This window comes from Mesorhizobium sp. WSM4935, assembly GCF_029625735.1.
Classification (GTDB): domain Bacteria; phylum Pseudomonadota; class Alphaproteobacteria; order Rhizobiales; family Rhizobiaceae; genus Mesorhizobium.
In genome coordinates this window covers 227,481-249,065 of sequence record NZ_JARTVR010000005.1, presented here as the reverse complement: position 1 = coordinate 249,065, position 21,585 = coordinate 227,481, and the positions used below count along the sequence as shown (strand labels likewise).

Below are 21,585 nucleotides of genomic sequence, written 5' to 3'. Positions count from 1 at the left end.
CAACATCGGCTTGCTCCGGTCTGCTCCAAAACGTCAAAAAAGTATCGGTCGGGTGGACAAGCCGTGGTGGCAGGCGCTTCAATTGCCGCCTAAGCTTTCAATCGCGGCGGCCAGTGGGAATACACGGGTCCGCCGAACGAAGCGCAGCAACCGATCACAAGACCGGACCCGCGCGGGAGGAAAACGAACATGAATCCGGACCTGGAAGTCGTCCAGATCAGACAGGGAGAGTCGTTCAAGGCCTGGGCCCACGGCTATCCTTTCCGCACTGTCCGCTGGCACTTCCATCCCGAATACGAGCTGCATCTGGTCGTCGCCACCACCGGCCGTTATTTCGTCGGCGACTTCATCGGCGAGTTCGAGCCGGGCAATCTGGTGCTCACGGGGCCTAATCTGCCGCACAACTGGGTCAGCGACGTGCCGCCGGGCGAGACCGTGCCGCTGCGCGGTCGCGTCGTCCAGTTCTCGGAAGAATTCATCGCCGGCGCTTCCGCCGCCTTGCCCGAGCTTGCCGCCTGCGCGGGCATCCTCGAAACCAGCCGCCGCGGCGCGCTGTTCTCGCCGGCGACCGCCGAGCTCGCCGCGCCCCTGCTGGCGGAACTGACCGAGGCGCAAGGCGTGCGCCGCCTGGCGCTGTTCATGGCCGTGCTTGATATTTTGAACCGCGCCAGCGACGTCCGCACCCTGGCCAGCGCCGGCTATCTGCCCGACCCTTCGGGTTTCATGTCGGCCGGCATCAACCAGGCGCTCGCCTATATCAATTGCCACCTGACCGAGCCCTTCAGCGAAGGCACACTCGCCGAGATCGCCGGGCGCAGCCCGAGCGCCTTCTCGCGCAGCTTCCGCCGCCACACCGGCATGGCGCTGGTGCAGTATGTCAACCGGCTGCGTATCAACCTCGCCTGCCAGCTCTTGATGAGCGAGGCACAGATGTCCATCACCGAGATCTGCTACGCCGCCGGCTACAACAACATCTCGAATTTCAATCGCCAGTTCCTGGCGCAGAAAGGCATGTCGCCTTCGCGCTTCAGGGCCTTGCTGGCTGAGAACATCAACGCGGAGATTGCCGCCTAACAGGGAGGAAGCGGGAGGAGCCTAAAGCATTCCGGTCTGAAGAATTTTCGTCCGGAAATGCATCAAACAAAGAAACACTCAGGGAAGGAAAGACGCGGGGTGCAGGGCACCCTGTGCTGGGGTTCGTTTGCCGAAATCCAGCACGTTCGGGAGGATGTCTGCGTGGTTATCGGGATCTAATGATCCTCAGCTGCCATCATACTCCTTTCAACAGGTTCGACATGCAGTCAAGGCCTGGCGCGTTGTCCACCGCGCGGGTCCTCGTGAAACCATTTCTCGAAACGGAGACATTCGAATGACCAGACATGCTTGGAAATCGCCGTTTGCCTTGAAGTCGACAATCGCGGCCGTTTTCGCGGTCTCGCTGCTCGGCAGCACCGCGGCGTTCGCCGACACGGTCACCGACGCCACGGTTGCCTTCCTGATGCCCGACCAGGCATCCACCCGCTACGAGCAGCACGATTATCCCGGCTTCGTCGCCGAGATGAAGAAGCTCTGCCCGGGCTGCAAGGTGATCTACCAGAACGCCGATGCCGATGCCGCGCGCCAGCAGCAGCAGTTCAATTCGGCAATCTCGCAGGGCGCCAAGGCCATCGTGCTCGACCCGGTCGATTCCACCGCCGCCGCCTCGCTGGTGAAGCTCGCGCAAAGCCAGGGCGTCAAGGTCATCGCCTATGACCGGCCAATCCCGACGGCGCCCGCCGATTTCTATGTGTCCTTCAACAATGAAGGCATCGGCAAGGCGATCGCCGACTCGCTGGTCGAGCATCTGAAGGCACTCAAGGTCGATCCGGCCAACGGCGGCCTGCTGCAGATCAACGGCTCGCCGACCGATGCCGCCGCCGGCCTGATCAAGAAGGGTATCCATGAGGGCCTCGACAACAGCGGCTACCCGATCCTGGCCGAGTTCGACACACCGGAATGGGCGCCACCGAAGGCCCAGCAATGGGCGAGCGGCCAGATCACCCGCTTCGGCACCAAGATCCTCGGCGTCGTCGCCGCCAATGACGGCACCGGCGGCGGCGCGATCGCGGCCTTCAAGGCGGCCGGCGTCGATCCGGTTCCGCCGGTGACCGGTAACGACGCGACCATCGCTGCCCTGCAGCTGATCATTGCCGGCGACCAGTACAACACCATCTCCAAGCCGAGCGAGATCGTTGCGGCCGCCGCGGCCAACGTCGCCATCAAACTGTTGTCGGGCGAGAAGCCGAAGGCCGAGATGACGCTCTACGACACGCCCTCGCAACTCTTCACGCCTGCGGTGGTGACGCAGGAGAACCTCAAGGCCGAGATCATCGACAAGAAAATCAACACGGCCGCGGAACTCTGCGTCGACCGTTATGTCGAGGGCTGCAAAAAGCTCGGCATCATCAACTGATCATAGGACATCCGGCCGCCCGTCGGGCGGCCGGATGTCCATGGAACGACTGTCAAGAAAGGCGGTGCATGAGCGAGAGTCCTGAAAGGTCGGCCTCCGTCGGCGAGCTGGTGCTCAGCCTGCGCGGCATATCGAAGAATTTCGGCGCCGTCTCGGCGCTGACCGATATCGATTTCGACGTCCATGCCGGCGAGGTCGTAGCCCTGGTCGGCGACAATGGCGCGGGCAAGTCGACGCTGGTCAAGATCCTGGCCGGCGTGCACCAGCCGAGCTCGGGAACGATCAATTTCCGCGGCAGGCCGGTCACGCTGCCCGACCCGCGCGCAGCGCTGACGCTCGGCATCGCCACGGTCTTCCAGGACCTCGCGCTCTGCGAGAACCTCGACGTCGTCGCCAACATTTTTCTTGGCAACGAGCTCAGTCCGCTGCGGCTGGACGAAGTGGCGATGGAGATGCGCGCCTGGACGCTGCTCAACGAATTGTCGGCGCGCATCCCGAGCGTGCGCGAGGCGGTCGCCTCGTTGTCCGGCGGCCAGCGCCAGACGGTCGCCATCGCGCGCTCGCTGCTGCTCGAGCCGAAACTCATCCTGCTCGACGAGCCGACCGCGGCCCTCGGCGTCGCCCAGACGGCTGAGGTGCTCAACCTGATCGACCGCGTCCGCGCCCGCGGCCTGGGCGTCGTGATGATCAGCCACAACATGGAAGATGTCCGCGCCGTCGCCGACCGCATCGTGGTGCTCAGGCTGGGGCGCAACAACGGCGTCTTCGAGCCCGACGCGTCGAACCAGGATCTGGTGAGCGCCATCACCGGCGCGTCCAACAACGCGGTGTCGCGTCGAGCCGAGCGCCTGCGGGCGGAGCGCGATCATAGCGGCAGCGCACAGGCCGGGGAGCAACGCCCATGACGAACCTCAAGCAAAGCGCCTCCGCCCCGCTGGCGCTCGACCGTGCCGATGCGCGCGTGAGGCATGAAGCCGGCATCGGCGGAGCGGTCCGCGCCTTCCTCGATCGCGTGCGCAGCGGCGATCTGGGCTCGCTGCCGGTCATCGTCGGCCTCGTGGTGATCTGGACCGTCTTCACCAGCCTCAACCCGGTGTTCGTGTCCAGCAGCAATCTGGTCAATCTCCTGTTCGACTGCTCGACCGTTGGCGTCATCGCGCTCGGCATCGTCTGCGTGCTGATGGTCGGCGAGATCGATCTCTCCGTCGGCTCGATCAGCGGCTTCGCTTCGGCGATGGTCGGCACGCTCTGGGTCAATCAGGGCTGGCCGGTCGCGCTCGCAATCCTCGCAGCGTTGGCCTTCGGCGCCCTGATCGGCTCGCTCTATGCGCTGCTCTTCAACCGGCTCGGCATGCCGAGCTTCGTTTCGACGCTGGCCGGCCTGCTCGCGGTGCTGGGCATGCAGCTCTACATCCTCGGCTCGACCGGCTCGATCAACCTGCCATACGGCTCAGCGCTGGTGGATTTCGGCCAGTTGATGGTGATGCCGAAATGGGTCTCGCACACACTGGCGGCGATCCCGGGCCTGGCGATGCTGGTCAGCGGGCTCCGCACCTTCGCGCGCCGCCGCGCAGCCAACCTGTCGACGCCGTCCGTGGCCGGGCTCATCCTGCGCGTCGCCGCCATCACCATCGGCCTCGAGCTGATCGTCGCCTACCTCAATCAGTCGCGTGGCATCCCGTGGATGTTCGGTCTGTTCGTCGGCCTCGTCGTGGCGATGAACTATGCGCTGACCCGGACCAAATGGGGGCGTTCGATGACCGCTGTCGGCGGCAACCGCGAGGCGGCGCGGCGCGCCGGCATCAAGGTGCGCGCCATCTATCTCAGCGCCTTCGCGCTGTGCTCGTTCTTTGCCGCGCTGGGCGGCGTGCTTGCAGCCGCGCGGCTCGCTTCCGCAAGCCAGCAGGCCGGCACCGGCGACGTGAACCTGAATGCGATCGCGGCCGCGGTCATCGGCGGCACCAGCCTGTTCGGCGGCCGCGGCAGCGCCTATTCCGCGCTGCTCGGCATCATCGTCATCCAGTCGATCGCCAGCGGGCTCACGCTGCTCGATCTGTCCTCGTCGCTTCGTTACATGATCACCGGTGCCGTTCTCGCCATCGCCGTGATCGTCGACTCCCTCGCGCGCCGCTCCCGTGCCTCGCACGGCCGCGCCTGAACAGTTCAAACGAGAAGGGTACACATGGCTCACAATCTTTCGGGAAAAGTCGCCGCGGTCACCGGCGCGGCATCGGGCATCGGCCTCGAATGCGCCAGGGCGATGCTAGCCGCCGGCGCCCGCGTCGTGCTGGTCGACCGCGCGGAGGACAGGCTGAAGGAGGTCGTCGCCGAGCTCGGCGACGGCGCGATCCCGCTGGTGGTCGATCTCACCAGCCCCCCCAGCGTGGCGACCATGATGCCTGCGATCCTCGACAAGACCGGCCAGCTCGACATCTTCCACGCCAATGCCGGCTCCTATGTCGGCGGCGAGATCCTCAACGGCGATCCCGACGCCTGGGATCGCATGCTGAACCTCAACATCAACGCGGTGTTCCGCTCGGTGCACGCGGTGCTGCCGCATATGGTCGGACGCAAGACCGGCGACATCATCGTGACCAGTTCGATCGCCGGCCTCGTCCCTGTCGTCTGGGAGCCGGTCTACACGGCCTCGAAACATGCCATACAGGCCTTCGTCCATACGCTGCGCCGGCAGGTGGCCAAACACGGCCTGCGTGTCGGCGCCGTCGCGCCCGGACCGGTGGTGACCGCGCTGATCAGCGATTGGCCGAAGCAGAAGCTCGAGGACGAACTGGCGGCCGGCGGGCTGATGCAGCCCACCGAGGTCGCCGACGCCGTCCTGTTCATGCTGACGCGGCCGAGAAACATCACCATTCGCGATCTGGTGATCCTGCCGCAGAGCAATGATCTCTAGGCAGTAGGAATCAGGCAGTAGGGAATAGGGAAGAGGCTGTTGCCTCCGGCCATCACGGACCATCTCCTACTGCCTACTGCCTACTGCCTACTGCCTACTGCCCTACCTTCGAGGTTCCCATGCCTTCCCACTTCCTCGGCATCGATGTCGGCACCGGCAGCGCGCGCGCCGGCGTCTTTGACGAGCGCGGCGAGCTGCTCGCTTCCGCCAAGCGCGACATTGCGCTCTTCATCGAGCCCGGCGAGATCGCCGAGCAGTCGAGCCGCGATATCTGGCAGGCGGTCTGCGCCAGTGTGCGCGAGGCGGTCGCGAAATCGGGTGCCGACCCCCGGGAGATCGGCGGCATCGGCTTCGATGCGACCTGTTCGCTTGTGGTGGTCGGCAACGACGGCGAGCCCTTGCCGGTCGGCCGTTCGGGAGACAGCGACAGGAACATCATCGTCTGGATGGATCACCGCGCCCTCGACCAGACCAGGCGCATCAACGCCCTTAGGCATCCCGTCCTCGACTATGTCGGCGGCGTCATCTCGCCGGAAATGGAGACGCCGAAGCTATTGTGGCTGAAGGAAAATCTCCCCCGGACCTTCGCCGGAGCGAGGCATTTCTTCGATCTCGCCGACTATCTGACCTGGCGCGCCACGGGCAGCCTTGCCCGTTCGGTCTGCACGCTCGCCTGCAAATGGACCTATCTCGGTCACGAGCGGCGCTGGGACGAAAGCTATTTCCATGCCGTGGGCCTTGGCGAGCTCGCCGATGAAGGCTTTGCCCGCATCGGCACCGACGTGGTCGATCCCGGCACGGCGCTGAGCGCCGGTCTGACGGAAGCGGCTGCCGCCGAATTGGGACTGGTCGCGGGTACGGTTGTCGCTGCCGGGTTGATCGACGCCCATGCCGGCGGCGTCGGCACCGTGGGCGCCGCGGGCGACGCCGGCACCGTCTCCTCGCGCATGGCCTATGTGCTCGGCACCTCGGCCTGCACCATGGCAAGCAGCGAAGGCCCGGCCTTCGTGCCGGGGGTGTGGGGGCCCTATTATTCCGCCATGGTGCCGGGGCTCTGGCTGAGCGAGGGCGGTCAGTCGGCCGCCGGCGCGGCCATCGATCTGCTGGTGCATTTTCATCCGGCCGCGGCCGAGGCTGCCACGCGCGCCGCGGCCGAAGGCAAATCGCTGGTCGATTGGCTCGCCGCTGCCGCCACGGCGGGTTCGCCCGAGCTGTCGGCCGCCGCCACGCTCGCGGGAAGCATTCATGTCGTGCCCGAATTCCTCGGCAATCGTTCGCCTTTGGCCGACCCCGATGCGCGCGGCCTGATCGCCGGGCTCGGCACCGACCGTTCCGTCGAAAGTCTCGTCGGCCTTTACGTGGCCGGGCTTTGCGGCCTCGGCTATGGCGTGCGTCAGATCGTGGCGGCGATGGCGTCGTCCGGTCTTGCCGTCGACACCATCGTCATCAGCGGCGGCGCCGGGCAATCGTCGCTGGTGCGCCAACTGCTTGCCGACGCCGCCGGCCTGGCGGTCGCCGCTTCGCAGTCCCCCGAACCGGTGCTGCTGGGTGCTGCGATGCTCGGAGCTGTCGCTGCCGGCAGCTATCCCGACCTGTCGAGCGCCATGCCTGCCATGTCCCGGCTGGGTGACGTTTTCACACCTGCGAGCGCCGCCATGCGGGCGTGGCACGATAAGCGTTACGAAGCCTTCCTGGCGCTCCAGGCGGTGGGTCGCACCATACGTTGAGTAGAGTGTCAGCGCCGGAAGAGCGAGGGAACCTCGAACGGATCGGGCGCCGGCGCCTGCGGCAACGTGCCTTCGGCCCTGCGTAGTGGGTCAGTTTGAACTTGGCGAGAGGAGAAGCCGCGCAAGGTGACCGTCGATAGGAAGGTGGATTTGCGGTGTGGATAGCATGTGGATCACCTCTTGCGTCCGCGCATCCGCGAAATCGATGTCATCCCGCAATTCAACAAGATCCGCCCATTCCTCGACGTCCTTGGCGCCAAGCTTCCCAGCCAGAAAGCGCAAGAGAACGCTTCGAATGTGGTCGTAGGTTAGCCTGACCAGCGGTTTTGGATGGTCCCAATGCAACGGCGCTAGGAGCGTTTCAAGTTCGGCAACCGACCGATCGAATTCAACCAGTGAGCGGATGATACAACGCCGTTCTTCCTCTCGCATCCCTTCGCCTTACGCTCCCCGCTTTTTTGTGGCGATTATCTGATTGACGGAATGTCGGCGGCTTCCTCTTGAGTGGCAATGCGCATGACGCGGACGGCGTTGCCGATCACGTCGGTGCGTCGCTTTTGGCGTTTAGGTCGGGTTGGCTTTGGTCAAATCCGCTAATTCGGCCTTCGCTTCATCCAACTCGGCTTCCCACTTCGCTATTTTCTCGGGAGTTGGTTCCCAGATTTCCGGGTCGCCCGTCGACAGCGCCTCAACCATAGCCGAGGCAGCTTCAATTCGTGCCTCTGCCGCTTGGCGGAGGAGCGCAGTGATAACGTCACCAGAAGCGTTGGTTTGTTCACTCATATGGCGAGCATATGGGAGTTCGGCGGCATAGGCGATACCGCTCATGCGGACGTGCAAATTTCAAACTGAGACACTTACCCCTCGGGTCTACGCGTCCGCTGCGCTCTCGCCCGTCCATGACGAAGTCTATGCAAAATCCGCGTGACAAAGTTTGACGTTTACGTAAAAAGAAGGCGCGAAATCGACGCATGGTTTCGCTTCGGTCAGACGCTAGGTTTGGCCGGAAGGGAGGAGGAGCAGACATGTATCGCGCGCCGGTCGAGGACATCGCCTTTACGCTCAAGCACGTAGCGGGGCTGAAGCCTGCACTGGACGCTGGCATTTTCGGCGATCTCGGCGAGGATATTGTCAATGCGATCTTGGCCGAGGCCGGGCGCTTCGCCAGCGAGGAGATCGCTCCGCTCTACAAGATCGGCGACGAGCGTGGCGCGGTGCTGAAGGATGCGGCCGTCACCACGCCGCCCGGCTGGAAGGAGCTTTACCGGCGCTGGATCGAGGGCGGCTGGAACGCGCTGTCCGGTCCTGAGGAATTCGGCGGCCAGGGCCTGCCGAGCATGCTCGGCGTCGCCGCGCTCGAAATGTGGAATTCCGCCGCCATGGCCTTCGGCATCGGCCCGACGCTGACCATGGGCGCGGTCGAGGCGCTCGACAAACACGCCTCCGAGGAACTCAAGGCCAAATACCTCGCAAAACTCGTCTCGGGCGAGTGGATGGGCACGATGAATCTGACCGAGCCGCAGGCAGGCTCGGACCTCGCGGCCTTGCGTACACGTGCCGAGCCGGTCGGCGACCGCACCTATCGCATCTTCGGCCAGAAGATCTTCATCACCTATGGCGAGCACGATTTCACCGACAACATCGTGCATCTGGTGCTGGCGAGGTTGCCCGACGCGCCCGCCGGCACGCGCGGCATCTCGCTGTTTCTGGTGCCGAAGTTCTTCGTCAATGACGACGGCTCGCTCGGCGCCCGTAACGACGTCTTCTGTTCGAGCCTGGAGCACAAGCTCGGCATCCACGCCTCGCCGACCTGCACCATGATCTATGGCGACGGTTTTCAGGGCGCGACGCCCGGCGCCATCGGCTGGCTGATCGGCGAGGAAAACAAGGGGCTGGCCTGCATGTTCACCATGATGAACAACGCCCGCCTCGCTGTCGGCATGCAGGGTGTGGCCGTCGCCGAGACCGCCACGCAAAAGGCGATCGCCTATGCCAATGAGCGCCGCCAGGGCAAGGCCTCGGATTATTCGGGCTCCGGCATGGCGCCGATCGTCCATCACCCGGACGTGCAGCGCAATCTGCTCACCATGAAGGCGCTGACCCAGATCGCGCGCTCGATCAGTTATTCCTGCGCGCATGCGATCGACCGTGCGCGCGTCGGCGAGGGCGAGGCAGGGGCCAAATGGCATGACCGCGCCAGCCTGCTGACGCCGCTCGCCAAAGCCTTCTCCACCGATGTCGGCGTCGAGGTCGCCTCGCTGGGTGTCCAGGTTCATGGCGGCATGGGCTTCATCGAGGAGACAGGTGCCGCGGCCCTTTACCGCGACGCGCGCATCGCGCCGATCTATGAAGGCACGAACGGCATCCAAGCGATCGACCTCGTGGCGCGAAAGCTGGCGCTGGGCGGCGGCGAACATGTGCATTCCTATATCGGCGAGTTGAAAGCGGCGGCCGATGCGGTTCGCACCTCCAACATCGACGGCTTCGGCCGCACCGCCGACAATCTCGACCGCGCGCTGGCCGATCTCGACGAGGCGACACGCTTCCTGCAGAAGCTGATGGCCGAGGGCAAGGCCGACACTGCGATGGCCGGCGCCACGCCCTATCTGCGCCTGATCTCGTTTGCCGCCGGCGGCGCCTATCTGGCGCAAGCGGGGCTCGCCGATCGCGGTCGCATCCCGCTCTGCCGCTTCTTCGCCGAAAACCTGCTCGGCGAGACGCGCGCCTTGAAGGAGCGCGTCATCGACGGCGCCGAGAGCCTCACCGCTGCAGGCAAGGTGCTGGTTTCTGCTTAAGCATCCTGACGTTCAAAGGACCAACCGTGACAGACCACATCCTCGTCGAGCGCCAGGGCGCCGTGCAGATCATCCGCATCAACCGCCCTGACAAGAAGAACGCACTGACCCGCGCCATGTACGCGAAAATGTCGGCGGCGCTCGCCGAAGGCGATGCCGATCCGGCGGTCCGCGTGCACGTCTTCCTCGGCGTTCCGGGCGCCTTTTCTTCCGGCAATGACCTAGCCGATTTCCTGGTCATCGCCACCGGCGGCGAAGGCGGCAACGAGGTCTGGGATTTCCTGATGGCGCTGGCCAAGGCTGAAAAGGCGATGGTGTCGGGCGTCGACGGCATCGCCGTCGGCATCGGCACCACGCTCAATTTGCATTGCGACTTGACCTTCGCCACGCCGCGCACGCTCTTCCGCACGCCCTTTGTCGATCTCGGCCTGGTGCCGGAGGCCGGCTCCAGCCTGATCGCGCCGCGGCTCCTCGGCCACCAAGGCGCTTTCGCCCTGCTCGGCCTCGGCGAGGGCTTTTCGGCCGAGCGCGCCAAGGTCGCCGGCCTGATCTATGACGTCGTCGCGGAAGACGCGCTGGAAGCCGCCGTGCTAGCTGCCGCCAACGGCATCGCCGCCAAGCCGCCGCAGGCGCTGAAGATCGCGCGCGACCTGATGCGCGAGCCCCGCGAGGAATTGGTCGCCCGCATCAAACTCGAAAGCGAGCATTTCCGCGAGCGGCTGAAGTCTGATGAGGCTCGCGGCGCGCTCACGGCCTTCATGACGCGTAAGAAGGGATAGACTAGAAGCCTGCGGGGCGAGGGTGCCCCGCCGCAGCAGGCGCCGGCCGAATCACGTCAGCTTCTTGACGGCCTGTTCGTCCAGCGCCTTGCCGAAAGCCTCCGATGTCCAGCCGGCATCGAGCGCGCGATGAAACAGCGCCTGCTGCGTTTCCGGCGCCAGCCCGCCAATCGGTGGATCGCGATCGAGATTGGTCGGGAAGGAATAGCCTTCGGCGGTCGAGGCGATCGCGTTCGCGGCCTCAGCTTTCGAGATCGCGCCCGCGGCCAGCATCCTCTGAATCGCCGGGTAGAGTGTGCGGCACATCCTCGTGCGGTCGACACTTTCCATCGCGCGGCCATAGGCTGACGAGACCTGCAGCAGATTGGCCATGCGGCGGATGTCGGCGGATCGGTTGTTGCCGGCGGCATGGAACAGGGCCGGGTTGAAGAAGGCCGCGTCGCCCTTCTCCAGCGCAAGCTGCACATGATGTTTGGCGAAATATGCCCTGAACTCCGGCAGGCCTGTGGCGAGGTAGCCCGGCAGATAGGCTTGCGAATAGGGGAGATAGAGCGTCGGGCCGCTCTCCAGCGGCATGTCGCAATGGGCGACGGCTCCCTGCAGCGTCAGCACCGGCGAAATGCTGTGTACATGCACGGGGTAGCGCTCGATGATTTCGGGCGTTTGAAAGCCCAGATGATAGTCGCGATGCGCCGATTGCGCCGCGCCGCCGGGGTTCACGGAGTTGATCTGCGACGTCATCTGATAGGCTGGACCGAGCCAGGCTTCCGAGATGAGCGCGATGATGTCGTTGCCGTAGTAGGCGGCGAAGGCTTCGGGGTCACGCAGGCAGAATTTTTCGAGCGCATTCCAGATGCGGTCATTGGCGCCCGGCTTGGCGAAATGGTCGCCGCCACCCGTGCCGGCCGCATGCTGCTCGGCGATCATCTCATTGAACAGCCTTGTTGCGATGTCGACCGGCGCCGTATCGGCAAACGCCTTCTTGAAAGCCACGACGCCCGGCCCGCCGGTCAGCGCCTCGACCCATTCCGCCAGCAGTGCCTTTCGCGTCTCGGGATCGGTCGCCGCCTTGCGGACTGCGTCGCCGTCATAGATCAGCACGTTCTTTTCGACGCTCGCGGCGAAGGGGTAATCGGCAGGGTTGGTCGTTTGCCCGACGATCGCCCGGAAACCTTCGATGTCGCACTGAGCTTTCGTCAGCCAGACCCGCTCGGACCTGATTTTGACTAGGTTGTCGGCCTTCATGACGCATCCTCCTGTTGCCGTCGTGGTTCTCGCTGCCGTATACCGCAATCTGGGGTGCTCGTTGCCTCTGAAAGACCTCAAAAACACCTCAGAAGATGTCCCGCTCGTTTCTCCTCAAGGATATCGCCCTCCAGGCTGGGCTCAGTCTCGCGACCGTCGATCGCGTCCTCAACGAAAGGCCGGGTGTTCGCGAGCACACCATCCGCCGCGTCAGGCAGGCCATCGGCGAACTCGAAAAGCAGCGCGAGCAGATCGGCCTTTCCGGCCGCAAATTCGTCCTTGATGTCGTCATGGAGGCTCCGTCGCGCTTTAGCGAGGCGGTTCGTCAGGGCTTGGAACAGGCGATGCCGGCGCTGCAGCCGGTGATATTTCGTGCCCGGTATCATTTCGCGGAGACGCGCGGAGTAGGCGATACGGTAGCGATCATCGAAGCGCTGCAGCGCCGCGGCAGCAACGGCGTGTTCCTCAAGGCTCCCGATGTCGCGGAGGTGAGGGGCGCGACCGCACGGCTCGTCGGCGCCGGGGTTCCCGTCGTCACGTTGGTGACGGACCTTCCCGACACCGGACGGCAGGCCTATGTCGGAGTGGACAACCGGGCGGCGGGCGAGACTGCGGCCTATCTTCTCGGCGAATGGCTCGGCGACGGTCCGGCACGCATTCTCGTGACCATCAGCAGCAACCGTTTCCGCGGCGAGGAAGAGCGCGAGATGGGTTTCAGGCAAGCGCTTCGCGAACGCTATCCTGCGCTTGGCATCGTCGAGGTCAGCGAAGGCCACGGCCTCGACCGCAACACCGGTATGCTCGCGCGGGCGGCCTTGCAGGAGCATGCCGACGTTGCCGGCGTCTATTCGATCGGAGGCGGCAACCGGGCGGTCGTCGATGCTTTCGCCTCGCTCGGCCGCCCCTGCCGCGCTTTCGTCGGTCACGACCTCGACGCCGACAATCTCGAGCTCCTGCGCGCCGGCCGCATCAGCGCCGTGCTGCATCACGATCTTGGCCAGGACATGCGAAACGCATGCCTGCACATCATGCGCGCCCACGGATTGCTGCCGAAATCGCCTGTCTCCGGCATGGCCAACATCCAGGTCATCACTCCTTTCAACCTGCCGCAGACGGCGGCAGGGCTGTAGGGCAGCGCCCGCGTTACCTCAGGGATAGAGCCGCGTCTTGTCCCATCCGCCCTCGGCGTTGCGTGAAAAGACAACGCGGTCATGCAGCCGGAAAGGCCTGTCGTGCCAAAACTCGATCGTCTGCGGCAGGATGCGGAAGCCCGACCAGTATTTCGGCCGCGGGATGTCGCCAATAGCGTAGCGCGCCGTGTACTCCGCCACCGCCTTCTCCAGCGCGAAGCGGCTCTCCAGCGGCCGCGATTGCTTCGAGGCCCAGGCGCCGATGCGGCTGCCGCGCGGCCTTGTCGCATAATAGGCGTCGGCCTCGGCGTCGCTGACGATCTCCACCGGCCCGCGCACCCGCACCTGGCGGCGCAGCGATTTCCAGTGGAAGCACATCGCCGCCTTCATGCTGCCAAGAATCTCTCGGCCCTTGGCGCTCTCGAAATTCGTGTAGAAGACAAACCCCTTTTCGTCGAACCCCTTGAGCAGCACCATCCGTACATCCGGCATGCCGTCGGCGTCGACGGTCGCCAGCGCCACGCCGTTGGGATCGTTGGGCTCGCTTTTGCCGGCATCCTCCAGCCATGCGGCAAAGAGCCGGAACGGCTCCCCGGCATCGGTGAAGTCACCGCTTGTTAACTCAGTTTCGTTCATAGTTTTCCGAATTTTTACCGTTGCGGGAGGAGTTCGCCGATTGTTGCGTATCGCGCAAGCTTTTGACAGCAGGCAATGGAGCGTTATCGCTTCGGCCAGCGTCAAGGCTATGGTCGTGACGGCGGCCCTTTCCCTTGCCGGCTGCGGCGCCGGGGGCTTCAGCCTGGAAAAGATCGATGTCGACCGCTCGATCGTCACCTCCAGCACGCCGTCCTCGTCTGCCGCTCCGGCGACCGCCGACAAGGACTCCGACCAGACCACCATCGGCAACGCCGTTTCCTCCGCCGACATCAAGGAACTCGGCGGCCAGCCGGTGCCATGGGCCAATGCCGGCACCGGCTCGCGCGGCGCGATCACCGAACTGGTGGAACTGAAGGATGGCGGCCTGACCTGCCGCCGTTTCAGCGCCACGCGCGAGAGCTTCGACGGCGTTGCCCTCTACAAGGGCGAGCTCTGCCTCGCCGGCGCCGGCGGCTGGCGCATGCAGGAATTCAAGGCGCTCTGAATTCAAGACGCTTTGAATTTCGGGCGCTAATTGCCCTTGCGCTACTGGAATTTCTTCCTATGCGAGCGCATATAGGGGGCGACCACAATCCATTCTCTCTTGCAGGCAGGAAGCATGCGCGACCCCTATGAGGTGCTGGGCGTTGCCAAGAACGCATCGGCCAAGGACATAAAATCGGCTTACCGCAAGCTCGCCAAGAAATATCATCCGGACCAGAATCCGAATGATCCCAAGGCGAAGGACCGTTTTGCCGCCGCCAACCAGGCTTACGAGATCGTCGGCGACGAGAAGACGCGCGCCGCCTATGATCGCGGCGAGATCGACGCCGACGGCAAGCCGAAATTTCAGGGTTTCGAGGGCGCGGCCGGTGGCGACCCGTTCGCGGGTTTCCGCCGTCAGCAGGGCCCGGGCGGCGCGCATTTCGAATTCCGCACCGGGCGCCCGGGCGGCGATCCGTTCGACGGCAACAGCGACATCTTCAGCCAGATCTTCGGCGAAGCCTTTTCCGGCGCCCGCGGCGGCCGGGGCGACCGCCGCCAGCCGATCCAGGCGGCCGATCTCAACGTCACCATGGATATCAGCATCGAGGAGGCGGCCACCGCTGATAAGGTGACGGCGATGTTCCCCGACGGCCGCAAGGTGGCGGTCAAGCTGCCGGCCTATGTCGAAGACGGCCAGACCATCCGCCTGAAGGGCCAGGGCGAGCAGGGTCCGGGCCAGCCGGGCGACGCGCTGGTCAAGATCCATATCCGCCGCCATCCGCGCTATCGCATCGAAGGGCGCGACCTGCATGTCGATCTGCCCGTCGATCTGGCCGATGCCGTGCTCGGCGCCAAGGTGGCGGTCGAGACGCCGACCGGCAAGCTCGCGGTCAACGTTCCGGCATGGTCGAGCTCTGACAAGGTGCTGCGCATCAAGGGCAGGGGCCTGCCGGAAAAGACCGGCGGCCATGGCGATCTCTATGCCCATGTGCGGTTGATGCTGCCGGAAGGCGGCGATGCCGAGCTTGAGGCTCTGATGCGCCGCCGAAAAGGCTGATTGCGGGAATTTTGTTCCTGTTACAGTGTCTTTTGGGCGCTTGAAGGGGCTTTGTGCCTGTGCGATAGGGCTCTCCACAAAGCAGATACTCTTGCGGAGAGCTTGCACATGGCAGGTGGACAGGGCCTGATGGCCGGTAAGCGGGGCCTGATCCTGGGTGTCGCCAACAATCGGTCGATCGCTTTCGGCATCGCCAAGGCTTGCGTCGATCACGGCGCCGAAATCGCCCTGACCTATCAGGGCGAGGCCTTCAAGAAGCGCGTCGAGCCTCTCGCGGCGGAGCTCAACGCGCATGTCGCGGGCCATTGCGACGTGACCGATCCGGAAAGCCTCGACGCCGTTTTCGCCGACATCGCCAAGCACTGGGGCAAGCTCGACTTCCTCGTCCATGCCATCGCCTTCTCCGACAAGGACGAACTCACCGGCCGTTATGTCGAGACGACGCGCGACAATTTCCTGCGCACCATGGACATCTCGGTGTTTTCCTTCACCACCATCGCCAAGCGCGCCGAGCCGCTGATGAGCGAAGGCGGCTCGCTGTTGACGCTGACCTATTACGGCGCCGAGAAGGTGATGCCGCATTACAACGTCATGGGCGTCGCCAAGGCGGCGCTCGAGGCCAGCGTGCGCTATCTCGCCGTCGACCTCGGCGCCAGGAAGATCCGTGTCAACGCGATCTCCGCCGGCCCGATCAAGACGCTCGCCGCCTCCGGCATCGGCGACTTCCGCTACATCCTGAAATGGAACGAGTACAACGCGCCGCTGAAGCAGACGGTCACCCAGGAAGAGGTCGGCGATTCCGGCGTCTACTTCCTGTCGGACCTGTCGCGCGGCGTGACCGGCGAGGTCCATCACGTCGATTCCGGCTATCATGTCGTCGGCATGAAAGCCGTCGACGCGCCGGATATCTCGACCGTCAAGGAATAGTCCTCTCCTCCCCTTATCCTCCGTCCAGGCCCTCGCCCGACCTCCGGAAGATCTGATGTACCCGCTCGTCTACATCGCGCGCCACGGCCAGACCGAGTGGAATGCCGAGCATCGCCTGCAGGGCCAGGCCGACACCGACATGAATGCGTTTGGCCGCGAGCAGGCGAGGCGCAACGGCCGACGGCTGGCCGAACTCATCGGAAAGGCCGACGGTTTCGATTTTGTCGCCAGCCCGATGCGGCGCACGCGCGAGACGATGGAGCTGATGCGTGAAGCGATGGGGCTCGATCCCGCTGCCTACCGAACCGATGCGCGCCTGGTGGAGATAAGTTTCGGCGACTGGCAGGGTTTTACCTTCGCCGAGCTCGAGGAACGCGCCCCCGGTTCAACCGACGGCCGCCGCCACGCCAAGTGGGATTTCCAGCCGCCCGGCGAGGGCGCCGAAAGCTACGAAATGCTGCTCGAGCGGATAAAGCCGTGGTTCGACGCGCTGCGCCAGCCGACCGTCTGCGTCACCCATGGCGGCGTCATCCGCTGCTTCTTCCGCCTCGTCACCGGCATTTCCAAGCAGGAGGCTGCCAGCCTAGACGTCCCGCAGGACCGCCTGCTGCGGCTGGAGGGCCGGAGTTTGGAGTGGCTTTGAAGGTTAGCTTCGTCATTCCAGGGTCTGCGCGCGTCGCTGCGCTCCTTGCGTCGCCCTGGAATGACGAAGCTTAAGCGTTCCAGCCCGTGGCTGGAAAATTAATTTTGGTCGCTGTCGGGCAATTGCATGTCCGTCACGACATTCTCGCCATTTGTCACGTCATAGGCGATGACGATGTCCATGCCGGGCTTCAGCGAGTCGATATCGGTCTCGGCGTTGAGCTTGTAGGCCTTGCCGTCGTCCAGCGTCAGCGTCAGCGTGTCCTTGTCGACCTTCTTGATCAGGCCTTCGGTCTGGCCGGCGAACGCGGCGGCGGTGGAAATCAGCAGCATGGCGCAGGCGGCGCCAATCAGGGTACGCATCGTCGTCCTCTTTGGTCATTGCGCCGGTTCGTCAGCGGCGGGTCCTCAACGGCGGTTGGGAAGAGAGCAGAAACCAACCGAATGTGTCAAAACTAAATCCGCCAGATCACAGTTTGATGCATCCGATCACCGTTTGACCACTGTGGAAAACGCCAATAGAAGGCAGCCTTAAACCGGGTTCCCTCACCGGGGCAGGGCGTAATCGCATGTCGCACAACACCTTCGGCCATCTCTTCCGCGTCACCACCTGGGGTGAAAGCCACGGCGCGGCGCTCGGCTGCGTCATCGACGGCTGCCCGCCCGGCATCCGCTTCAGGCGCGAGGACATCCAGGCCGAGCTCGACCGCCGCCGCCCCGGACAGTCGCGCTTCGTCACCCAGCGCCGCGAGCCCGACGAGGTCAAGATCCTGTCCGGCTTCATCCTCGACGAGGACGGCGAGACGATGATCACCACCGGCACGCCGGTGTCGATGCTGATCGAGAATGTCGACCAGCGTTCCAAGGATTACGGCGAGATCGCCCGCCAGTACCGGCCGGGCCATGCCGACTACACCTATGACGTCAAATATGGCCTGCGCGACCATCGCGGCGGCGGCCGCTCCTCGGCGCGCGAGACGGCGGCACGTGTGGCGGCCGGCGCGTTGGCGCGTAAGGTTGTGCCCGGCCTGACGGTGCGTGGCGCGCTGGTCTCGATGGGCGAGAAATCGATCGACCGCACCAACTGGAACTGGAATTTCGTCGGCGACGCCGAAAACCCGTTCTTCACCCCCGATCCGGCTTCCGTTCCGGTCTTCACCGCCTATCTCGACGGCATCCGCAAGGCCGGTTCCTCGGTCGGCGCGGTGATCGAGATCGTCGCCGACGGCGTGCCGGCGGGTCTCGGCGCGCCGATCTACGCCAAGCTCGACCAGGATATCGCCTCGGGCCTGATGTCGATCAACGCCGTCAAGGGCGTCGAGATCGGCAACGGCTTCGAGGCCGCCCACATCACCGGCGAACAGAACGCCGACGAGATGCGCATGGGCAATGACGGCAAGCCAGTATTCCTGTCCAACAATGCCGGCGGCATCCTCGGCGGCATCTCGACCGGACAGCCGATCGTCGCCCGCTTCGCCGTCAAGCCGACCTCCTCGATCCTGACCCCGCGCCAGTCGATCGACAAGGACGGCAAGGATGTCGAGGTGATGACCAAGGGCCGCCACGACCCGTGCGTCGGCATCCGCGCCGTGCCGATCGGCGAGGCCATGGTTGCCTGTGCGATCGCCGATCATTATCTGCGGCACAGAGGACAGACGGGGAAGGGAGTAGGGGAGTAAGGGAGTAGGGCAGTAGGGCAGTAGGGCAGTAGGGCAGTAGGTTAATGCTGCCGCCCGCAGGCCACCAAACTTTTTCCTTTCCCCTACTCCCTTACTGCCCTATTCCCCTACTCCCTTGCGAGCAAAGCGAGCGCCCATGCCTTACGACCAGAAGAAGATCGTCGAAGCGATCCGCGCCTTCGAGCGCGGCGAGATCGTCGTCGTCATGGACGATGACGGGCGCGAGAACGAGGGCGACCTGATCGTCGCCGCCGTGCATTGCACGCCGGAGAAGATGGCCTTCATCGTGCGCAACACCTCCGGCATCGTCTGCACGCCGATGCTGCGCGAGGATGCCAGGCGCCTGAACCTCGCGCCGATGGTGGCGGACAATGATTCCGCCCACACCACCGCCTTCACCGTCAGCGTCGATTTCAAGCATGGCACCACGACCGGCATTTCCGCCGACGACCGCACGCTCACCGTGCGCAACCTCGCCAACGGCAATGTCGGCCCGTCGGATTTCGTGCGGCCCGGCCACATCTTCCCGCTGATCGCGCGCGAAGGCGGCGTCTTGATGCGCTCCGGCCACACCGAGGCCGCGGTCGATCTCTGCAAGCTTGCGGGCCTGCCGCCGGTCGGCGTCATCTCCGAACTGGTCAACGACGACGGCACGGTCAAGCGCGGGCCGGAAGTGCAGGCTTTCGCCGAGGAACATGGGCTGAAGCAGGTCTCGGTCGCCGACCTCATCGCCTACCGCCAGCGCAAGGAAACGCTGGTCGAGCGCGTCGCCTGCTCCGACATCGACACGCCCGGCGGCAAGGCGCAGGCCTTCACCTACACGCTGCCCTGGGATTCCATGCACCACCTCGCCGTCGTCTTCGGCGACATCCGCGACGGCGAGGAAGTGCCGGTGCGCCTGCATTCGGAAGATGTCGTCACCGACGTCTTCGGCACCAGCCACCGGCTCGACGGCATCATGAAGGCGATGGGTGAGCGCAAGCGCGGCGTCATCGTCTATCTCCGCGAGGGTTCGGTCGGCGTCGCCCATCAGGAACGCAAGCGGCCGCAGAGCGGTGACCACGAGGATCATGAGGAAGCGCGCCGCCGCGAGAACGAATGGCGCGAGATCGGCCTTGGGGCCCAGATCCTCAGGGATCTCGGCATTTCCTCGATCAACCTGATCGCCTCCCGCGAGCGCCACTATGTCGGCCTCGAAGGGTTCGGCATCCATATCGCCAAAACGGAAATTCTCTGACGGGCTGATCGAAACTCGCCGGAGAACAGAGGGTGAGTGGGCCGCTACCTCCCCGTCAGCGGACCGAACGATTGCTGTTGCGAAAGCCGCGGCAGACTGATCTCGATTTTCTGGCCGATCTGTTTTCGCGGCCCGAGCTGGTCGCGCATCGCCCCGATCCGACACCCGACTCGCCGCAGCAGAGCGCCGCTCGGCTTTCCCGCGACATCGATCACTGGGACGGGCACGGTTTCGGCCGCTGGGCGGTCGAGGCGGATGGCGGACTGATCGGCTTCGGTGGCGTCACCGTCTCGAACGACTTCCAAGGCCTGAACCTTTCGTATCACCTCCATCCCAACAGTTGGGGGCGCGGCTATGCCACCGAACTGGTCATGGAAGCGTTGCGCGCGGCATTCGTGACCTTGGAGACGAAACGCGTGATCGCTTTGGCGCGGCCCGCAAATCCGGCCTCGCGCCGTGTGCTGGAGAAATGTGGCTTCACCTTCGAAAGTGACGTGGTGCTGCATGGCGCGCCGACGGCGCTCTTCGTCGTCACGGCGGCGAGCTATCCGGGGCGACAACAGGCCTGACGCCCGGCGCTTCGCCGGGCATATTCGATCATTCCGCCGGGGCGACCGCTTCGTCGCGATCCACGGCGCAATCGTTTGTTGCCAGCCGGCATTGGCCCGCAAGTACGGTCGCCAATGCGATCGCGCCGGACGCCACCGATACCCAGAACCCGTTCTGCGGACCGAAAGTGTCGACCATCCAGCCGGCGGCGAAGGAGCCCAGCGCCATGCCGATCCCGATGCCGGTCGTCACCCAGGTGACACCTTCGGTGAGCATGGCCGGCGGCACGTGGCGTTCGATCAGGCCGAAAGCGGTGATGAAGGTCGGCGAGATCGCGACGCCGCTGACGAAGACCGCGAGCGCCAGCGTCGGCACCGTGTCGGCAAAGAGCAGCGGCAAGGTGGTGAGCGCGATAACGGTGACCGCAGCCGCCAGTTGCCGCTGCAGCGGCGCCTTAAGGCTGAGCGCGCCGACGATGATGCCGAGCACGAAGGAGCCAAGCGCATAGACGCCGATGACCAGGCTTGCCGCCTCCGGCTGGCCGAGCGCCTTGGTGATGGCAACCGTGGTGACTTCCGTGGTGGCGAAGGTCGCGCCGACGAAGATCAGCGCGAAGGTGATGATCTGCACCGGTCGCAGTCGGATCGCCGAACCGGCCACGCCATGCTCGGTGGGGCGGACTGGCGGTTCGGACGAGCGCTGCAAAAGGAATGCCGCGGAGCCGAGCGCGAGCAGCAATGTGCTGACCACCATGCCGGCTTCCGGGAACAGCGCCGCACTCAGGCCCACCGACAGCGAGGCGCCGGCGACATAGACCAGTTCGTCCGCGGCCGATTCGAAGGCGAAGGCCGTGTTGAGCTCCGGCCGGTCGCGGAAGATCTCCGTCCAGCGCGCTCTGACCAGCGCCGGAATGCTGGGCATGGCGGCGGCAAGCAGGGCGGACAGGAACAAGGTCCATGCCGGCCAGTGCTGGTTGGCCGCGACGATCAATGCCGCGAAGGCAAGCACCGAAACCAGCGTCGTCGGCGCGGCAATCGCCGTCTGGCCGCGCCGGTCGACCAGCCGCGACACCTGCGGCGACAGGAAAGCATTGACCAGCGCATAGGTCGCGGAGACCGCGCCGGCGAGCCAATATTCGCCATGCGTCTGCGACAGCATCGCCACGATGCCGATCGGCGCCATGGCGATCGGCAAGCGCGCGATGAAGGCGGCCACGGCGAAGCCTTTTGTGCCGGGAGCCCGGAAGATTTCTGCATAGGGGTTTCGCATGATCCTGCTCCTCGACAAGGGTGTATACCACAATTACATACGAGGCGTATGAATGTCAGATAAT

At 64.8% G+C, this 21,585-nt stretch carries 22 protein-coding genes; 16 read left to right on the top strand and 6 right to left on the bottom strand.

Features of this window, described 5'->3' with window-relative positions:
- Positions 1-189 precede the first annotated feature (189 nt).
- From P9273_RS15800 to P9273_RS15775, 6 genes are all read left to right on the top strand, one after another.
- Positions 190-1,074, top strand: coding sequence for an AraC family transcriptional regulator (locus P9273_RS15800; RefSeq protein ID WP_278049739.1), 885 nt, complete (start codon positions 190-192; stop codon positions 1,072-1,074).
- Between the two features lie 295 nt (positions 1,075-1,369).
- Positions 1,370-2,452: an ABC transporter substrate-binding protein gene (locus P9273_RS15795; protein ID WP_278049737.1), complete on the top strand. Its 1,083-nt coding sequence runs from the start codon at positions 1,370-1,372 to the stop codon at positions 2,450-2,452.
- Positions 2,453-2,520: 68 nt separating this feature from the next.
- Positions 2,521-3,357: an ATP-binding cassette domain-containing protein gene (locus P9273_RS15790; RefSeq protein WP_278049736.1), complete on the top strand. Its 837-nt coding sequence runs from the start codon at positions 2,521-2,523 to the stop codon at positions 3,355-3,357.
- A complete protein-coding gene (locus tag P9273_RS15785) occupies positions 3,354-4,610 on the top strand; it encodes a sugar ABC transporter permease (RefSeq protein WP_041002457.1) in 1,257 nt (418 codons plus the stop codon). The genes P9273_RS15790 and P9273_RS15785 overlap by 4 nt, the downstream gene beginning before the upstream one ends.
- 24 nt (positions 4,611-4,634) lie before the next feature.
- Positions 4,635-5,363, top strand: coding sequence for an SDR family oxidoreductase (locus tag P9273_RS15780; protein WP_278049735.1), 729 nt, complete (start codon positions 4,635-4,637; stop codon positions 5,361-5,363).
- 119 nt (positions 5,364-5,482) lie between these two features.
- Positions 5,483-7,090, top strand: coding sequence for an FGGY-family carbohydrate kinase (locus P9273_RS15775; RefSeq protein WP_278049734.1), 1,608 nt, complete (start codon positions 5,483-5,485; stop codon positions 7,088-7,090).
- Between the two features lie 90 nt (positions 7,091-7,180).
- Here the strand turns inward: P9273_RS15775 and P9273_RS15770 are convergent, their stop codons facing one another.
- Together P9273_RS15770 and P9273_RS15765 are read right to left on the bottom strand one after the other, a co-directional pair.
- On the bottom strand, positions 7,181-7,522 hold the full coding sequence (locus P9273_RS15770) for a hypothetical protein (RefSeq protein ID WP_278049733.1): 342 nt from the start codon (positions 7,520-7,522) through the stop codon (positions 7,181-7,183).
- Between the two features lie 132 nt (positions 7,523-7,654).
- Positions 7,655-7,918: a hypothetical protein gene (locus P9273_RS15765; RefSeq protein WP_278049732.1), complete on the bottom strand. Its 264-nt coding sequence runs from the start codon at positions 7,916-7,918 to the stop codon at positions 7,655-7,657.
- A gap of 197 nt (positions 7,919-8,115) precedes the next feature.
- Here P9273_RS15765 and P9273_RS15760 point away from each other — a divergent pair, with 197 nt between their 5' ends.
- Both P9273_RS15760 and P9273_RS15755 read left to right on the top strand, forming a co-directional pair.
- Complete coding sequence (locus tag P9273_RS15760) at positions 8,116-9,885, top strand: acyl-CoA dehydrogenase family protein (RefSeq protein ID WP_278049731.1); 1,770 nt, start codon at positions 8,116-8,118, stop codon at positions 9,883-9,885.
- 26 nt (positions 9,886-9,911) lie between these two features.
- A complete protein-coding gene (locus P9273_RS15755; protein WP_278049730.1) occupies positions 9,912-10,664 on the top strand; it encodes a crotonase/enoyl-CoA hydratase family protein in 753 nt (250 codons plus the stop codon).
- A gap of 51 nt (positions 10,665-10,715) precedes the next feature.
- Here P9273_RS15755 and P9273_RS15750 read toward each other — a convergent pair whose 3' ends face one another.
- Entirely contained in the window at positions 10,716-11,909 is a 1,194-nt protein-coding gene (locus P9273_RS15750) for a phytanoyl-CoA dioxygenase family protein (RefSeq protein WP_278049729.1), read from the bottom strand.
- Between the two features lie 95 nt (positions 11,910-12,004).
- Here P9273_RS15750 and P9273_RS15745 point away from each other — a divergent pair, with 95 nt between their 5' ends.
- Positions 12,005-13,039: a LacI family DNA-binding transcriptional regulator gene (locus P9273_RS15745; protein ID WP_278049728.1), complete on the top strand. Its 1,035-nt coding sequence runs from the start codon at positions 12,005-12,007 to the stop codon at positions 13,037-13,039.
- Between the two features lie 18 nt (positions 13,040-13,057).
- Here P9273_RS15745 and pdxH read toward each other — a convergent pair whose 3' ends face one another.
- Positions 13,058-13,780: a pyridoxamine 5'-phosphate oxidase gene (gene pdxH / locus P9273_RS15740; RefSeq protein WP_442920226.1), complete on the bottom strand. Its 723-nt coding sequence runs from the start codon at positions 13,778-13,780 to the stop codon at positions 13,058-13,060.
- Between pdxH and P9273_RS15735 the strand changes: the two genes are divergently transcribed.
- From P9273_RS15735 to P9273_RS15720, 4 genes are all read left to right on the top strand, one after another.
- Positions 13,716-14,180, top strand: coding sequence for an RT0821/Lpp0805 family surface protein (locus P9273_RS15735; RefSeq protein WP_278049727.1), 465 nt, complete (start codon positions 13,716-13,718; stop codon positions 14,178-14,180). The genes pdxH and P9273_RS15735 overlap by 65 nt on opposite strands.
- Positions 14,181-14,294: 114 nt before the next feature.
- Entirely contained in the window at positions 14,295-15,218 is a 924-nt protein-coding gene (locus P9273_RS15730; RefSeq protein WP_278049726.1) for a J domain-containing protein, read from the top strand.
- 108 nt (positions 15,219-15,326) lie between these two features.
- On the top strand, positions 15,327-16,145 hold the full coding sequence (gene fabI / locus P9273_RS15725) for an enoyl-ACP reductase FabI (protein ID WP_041002442.1): 819 nt from the start codon (positions 15,327-15,329) through the stop codon (positions 16,143-16,145).
- Positions 16,146-16,200: 55 nt separating this feature from the next.
- Complete coding sequence (locus P9273_RS15720) at positions 16,201-16,788, top strand: histidine phosphatase family protein (protein WP_278049725.1); 588 nt, start codon at positions 16,201-16,203, stop codon at positions 16,786-16,788.
- A 98-nt stretch (positions 16,789-16,886) separates the two neighbouring features.
- Here the strand turns inward: P9273_RS15720 and P9273_RS15715 are convergent, their stop codons facing one another.
- Positions 16,887-17,150, bottom strand: coding sequence for a DUF1344 domain-containing protein (locus P9273_RS15715; RefSeq protein ID WP_041002438.1), 264 nt, complete (start codon positions 17,148-17,150; stop codon positions 16,887-16,889).
- A gap of 206 nt (positions 17,151-17,356) precedes the next feature.
- Here P9273_RS15715 and aroC point away from each other — a divergent pair, with 206 nt between their 5' ends.
- The 3 genes from aroC (at position 17,357) to P9273_RS15700 (ending at position 20,272) form a co-directional block, all read left to right on the top strand.
- Complete coding sequence (aroC, locus tag P9273_RS15710) at positions 17,357-18,466, top strand: chorismate synthase (RefSeq protein ID WP_278049723.1); 1,110 nt, start codon at positions 17,357-17,359, stop codon at positions 18,464-18,466.
- A 136-nt stretch (positions 18,467-18,602) separates the two neighbouring features.
- Complete coding sequence (gene ribB, locus P9273_RS15705) at positions 18,603-19,703, top strand: 3,4-dihydroxy-2-butanone-4-phosphate synthase (RefSeq protein WP_041002434.1); 1,101 nt, start codon at positions 18,603-18,605, stop codon at positions 19,701-19,703.
- A gap of 71 nt (positions 19,704-19,774) precedes the next feature.
- A complete protein-coding gene (locus P9273_RS15700) occupies positions 19,775-20,272 on the top strand; it encodes a GNAT family N-acetyltransferase (RefSeq protein WP_442920225.1) in 498 nt (165 codons plus the stop codon).
- A gap of 28 nt (positions 20,273-20,300) precedes the next feature.
- Here P9273_RS15700 and P9273_RS15695 read toward each other — a convergent pair whose 3' ends face one another.
- Entirely contained in the window at positions 20,301-21,521 is a 1,221-nt protein-coding gene (locus tag P9273_RS15695) for an MFS transporter (protein ID WP_278049721.1), read from the bottom strand.
- Positions 21,522-21,585: the final 64 nt, after the last annotated feature.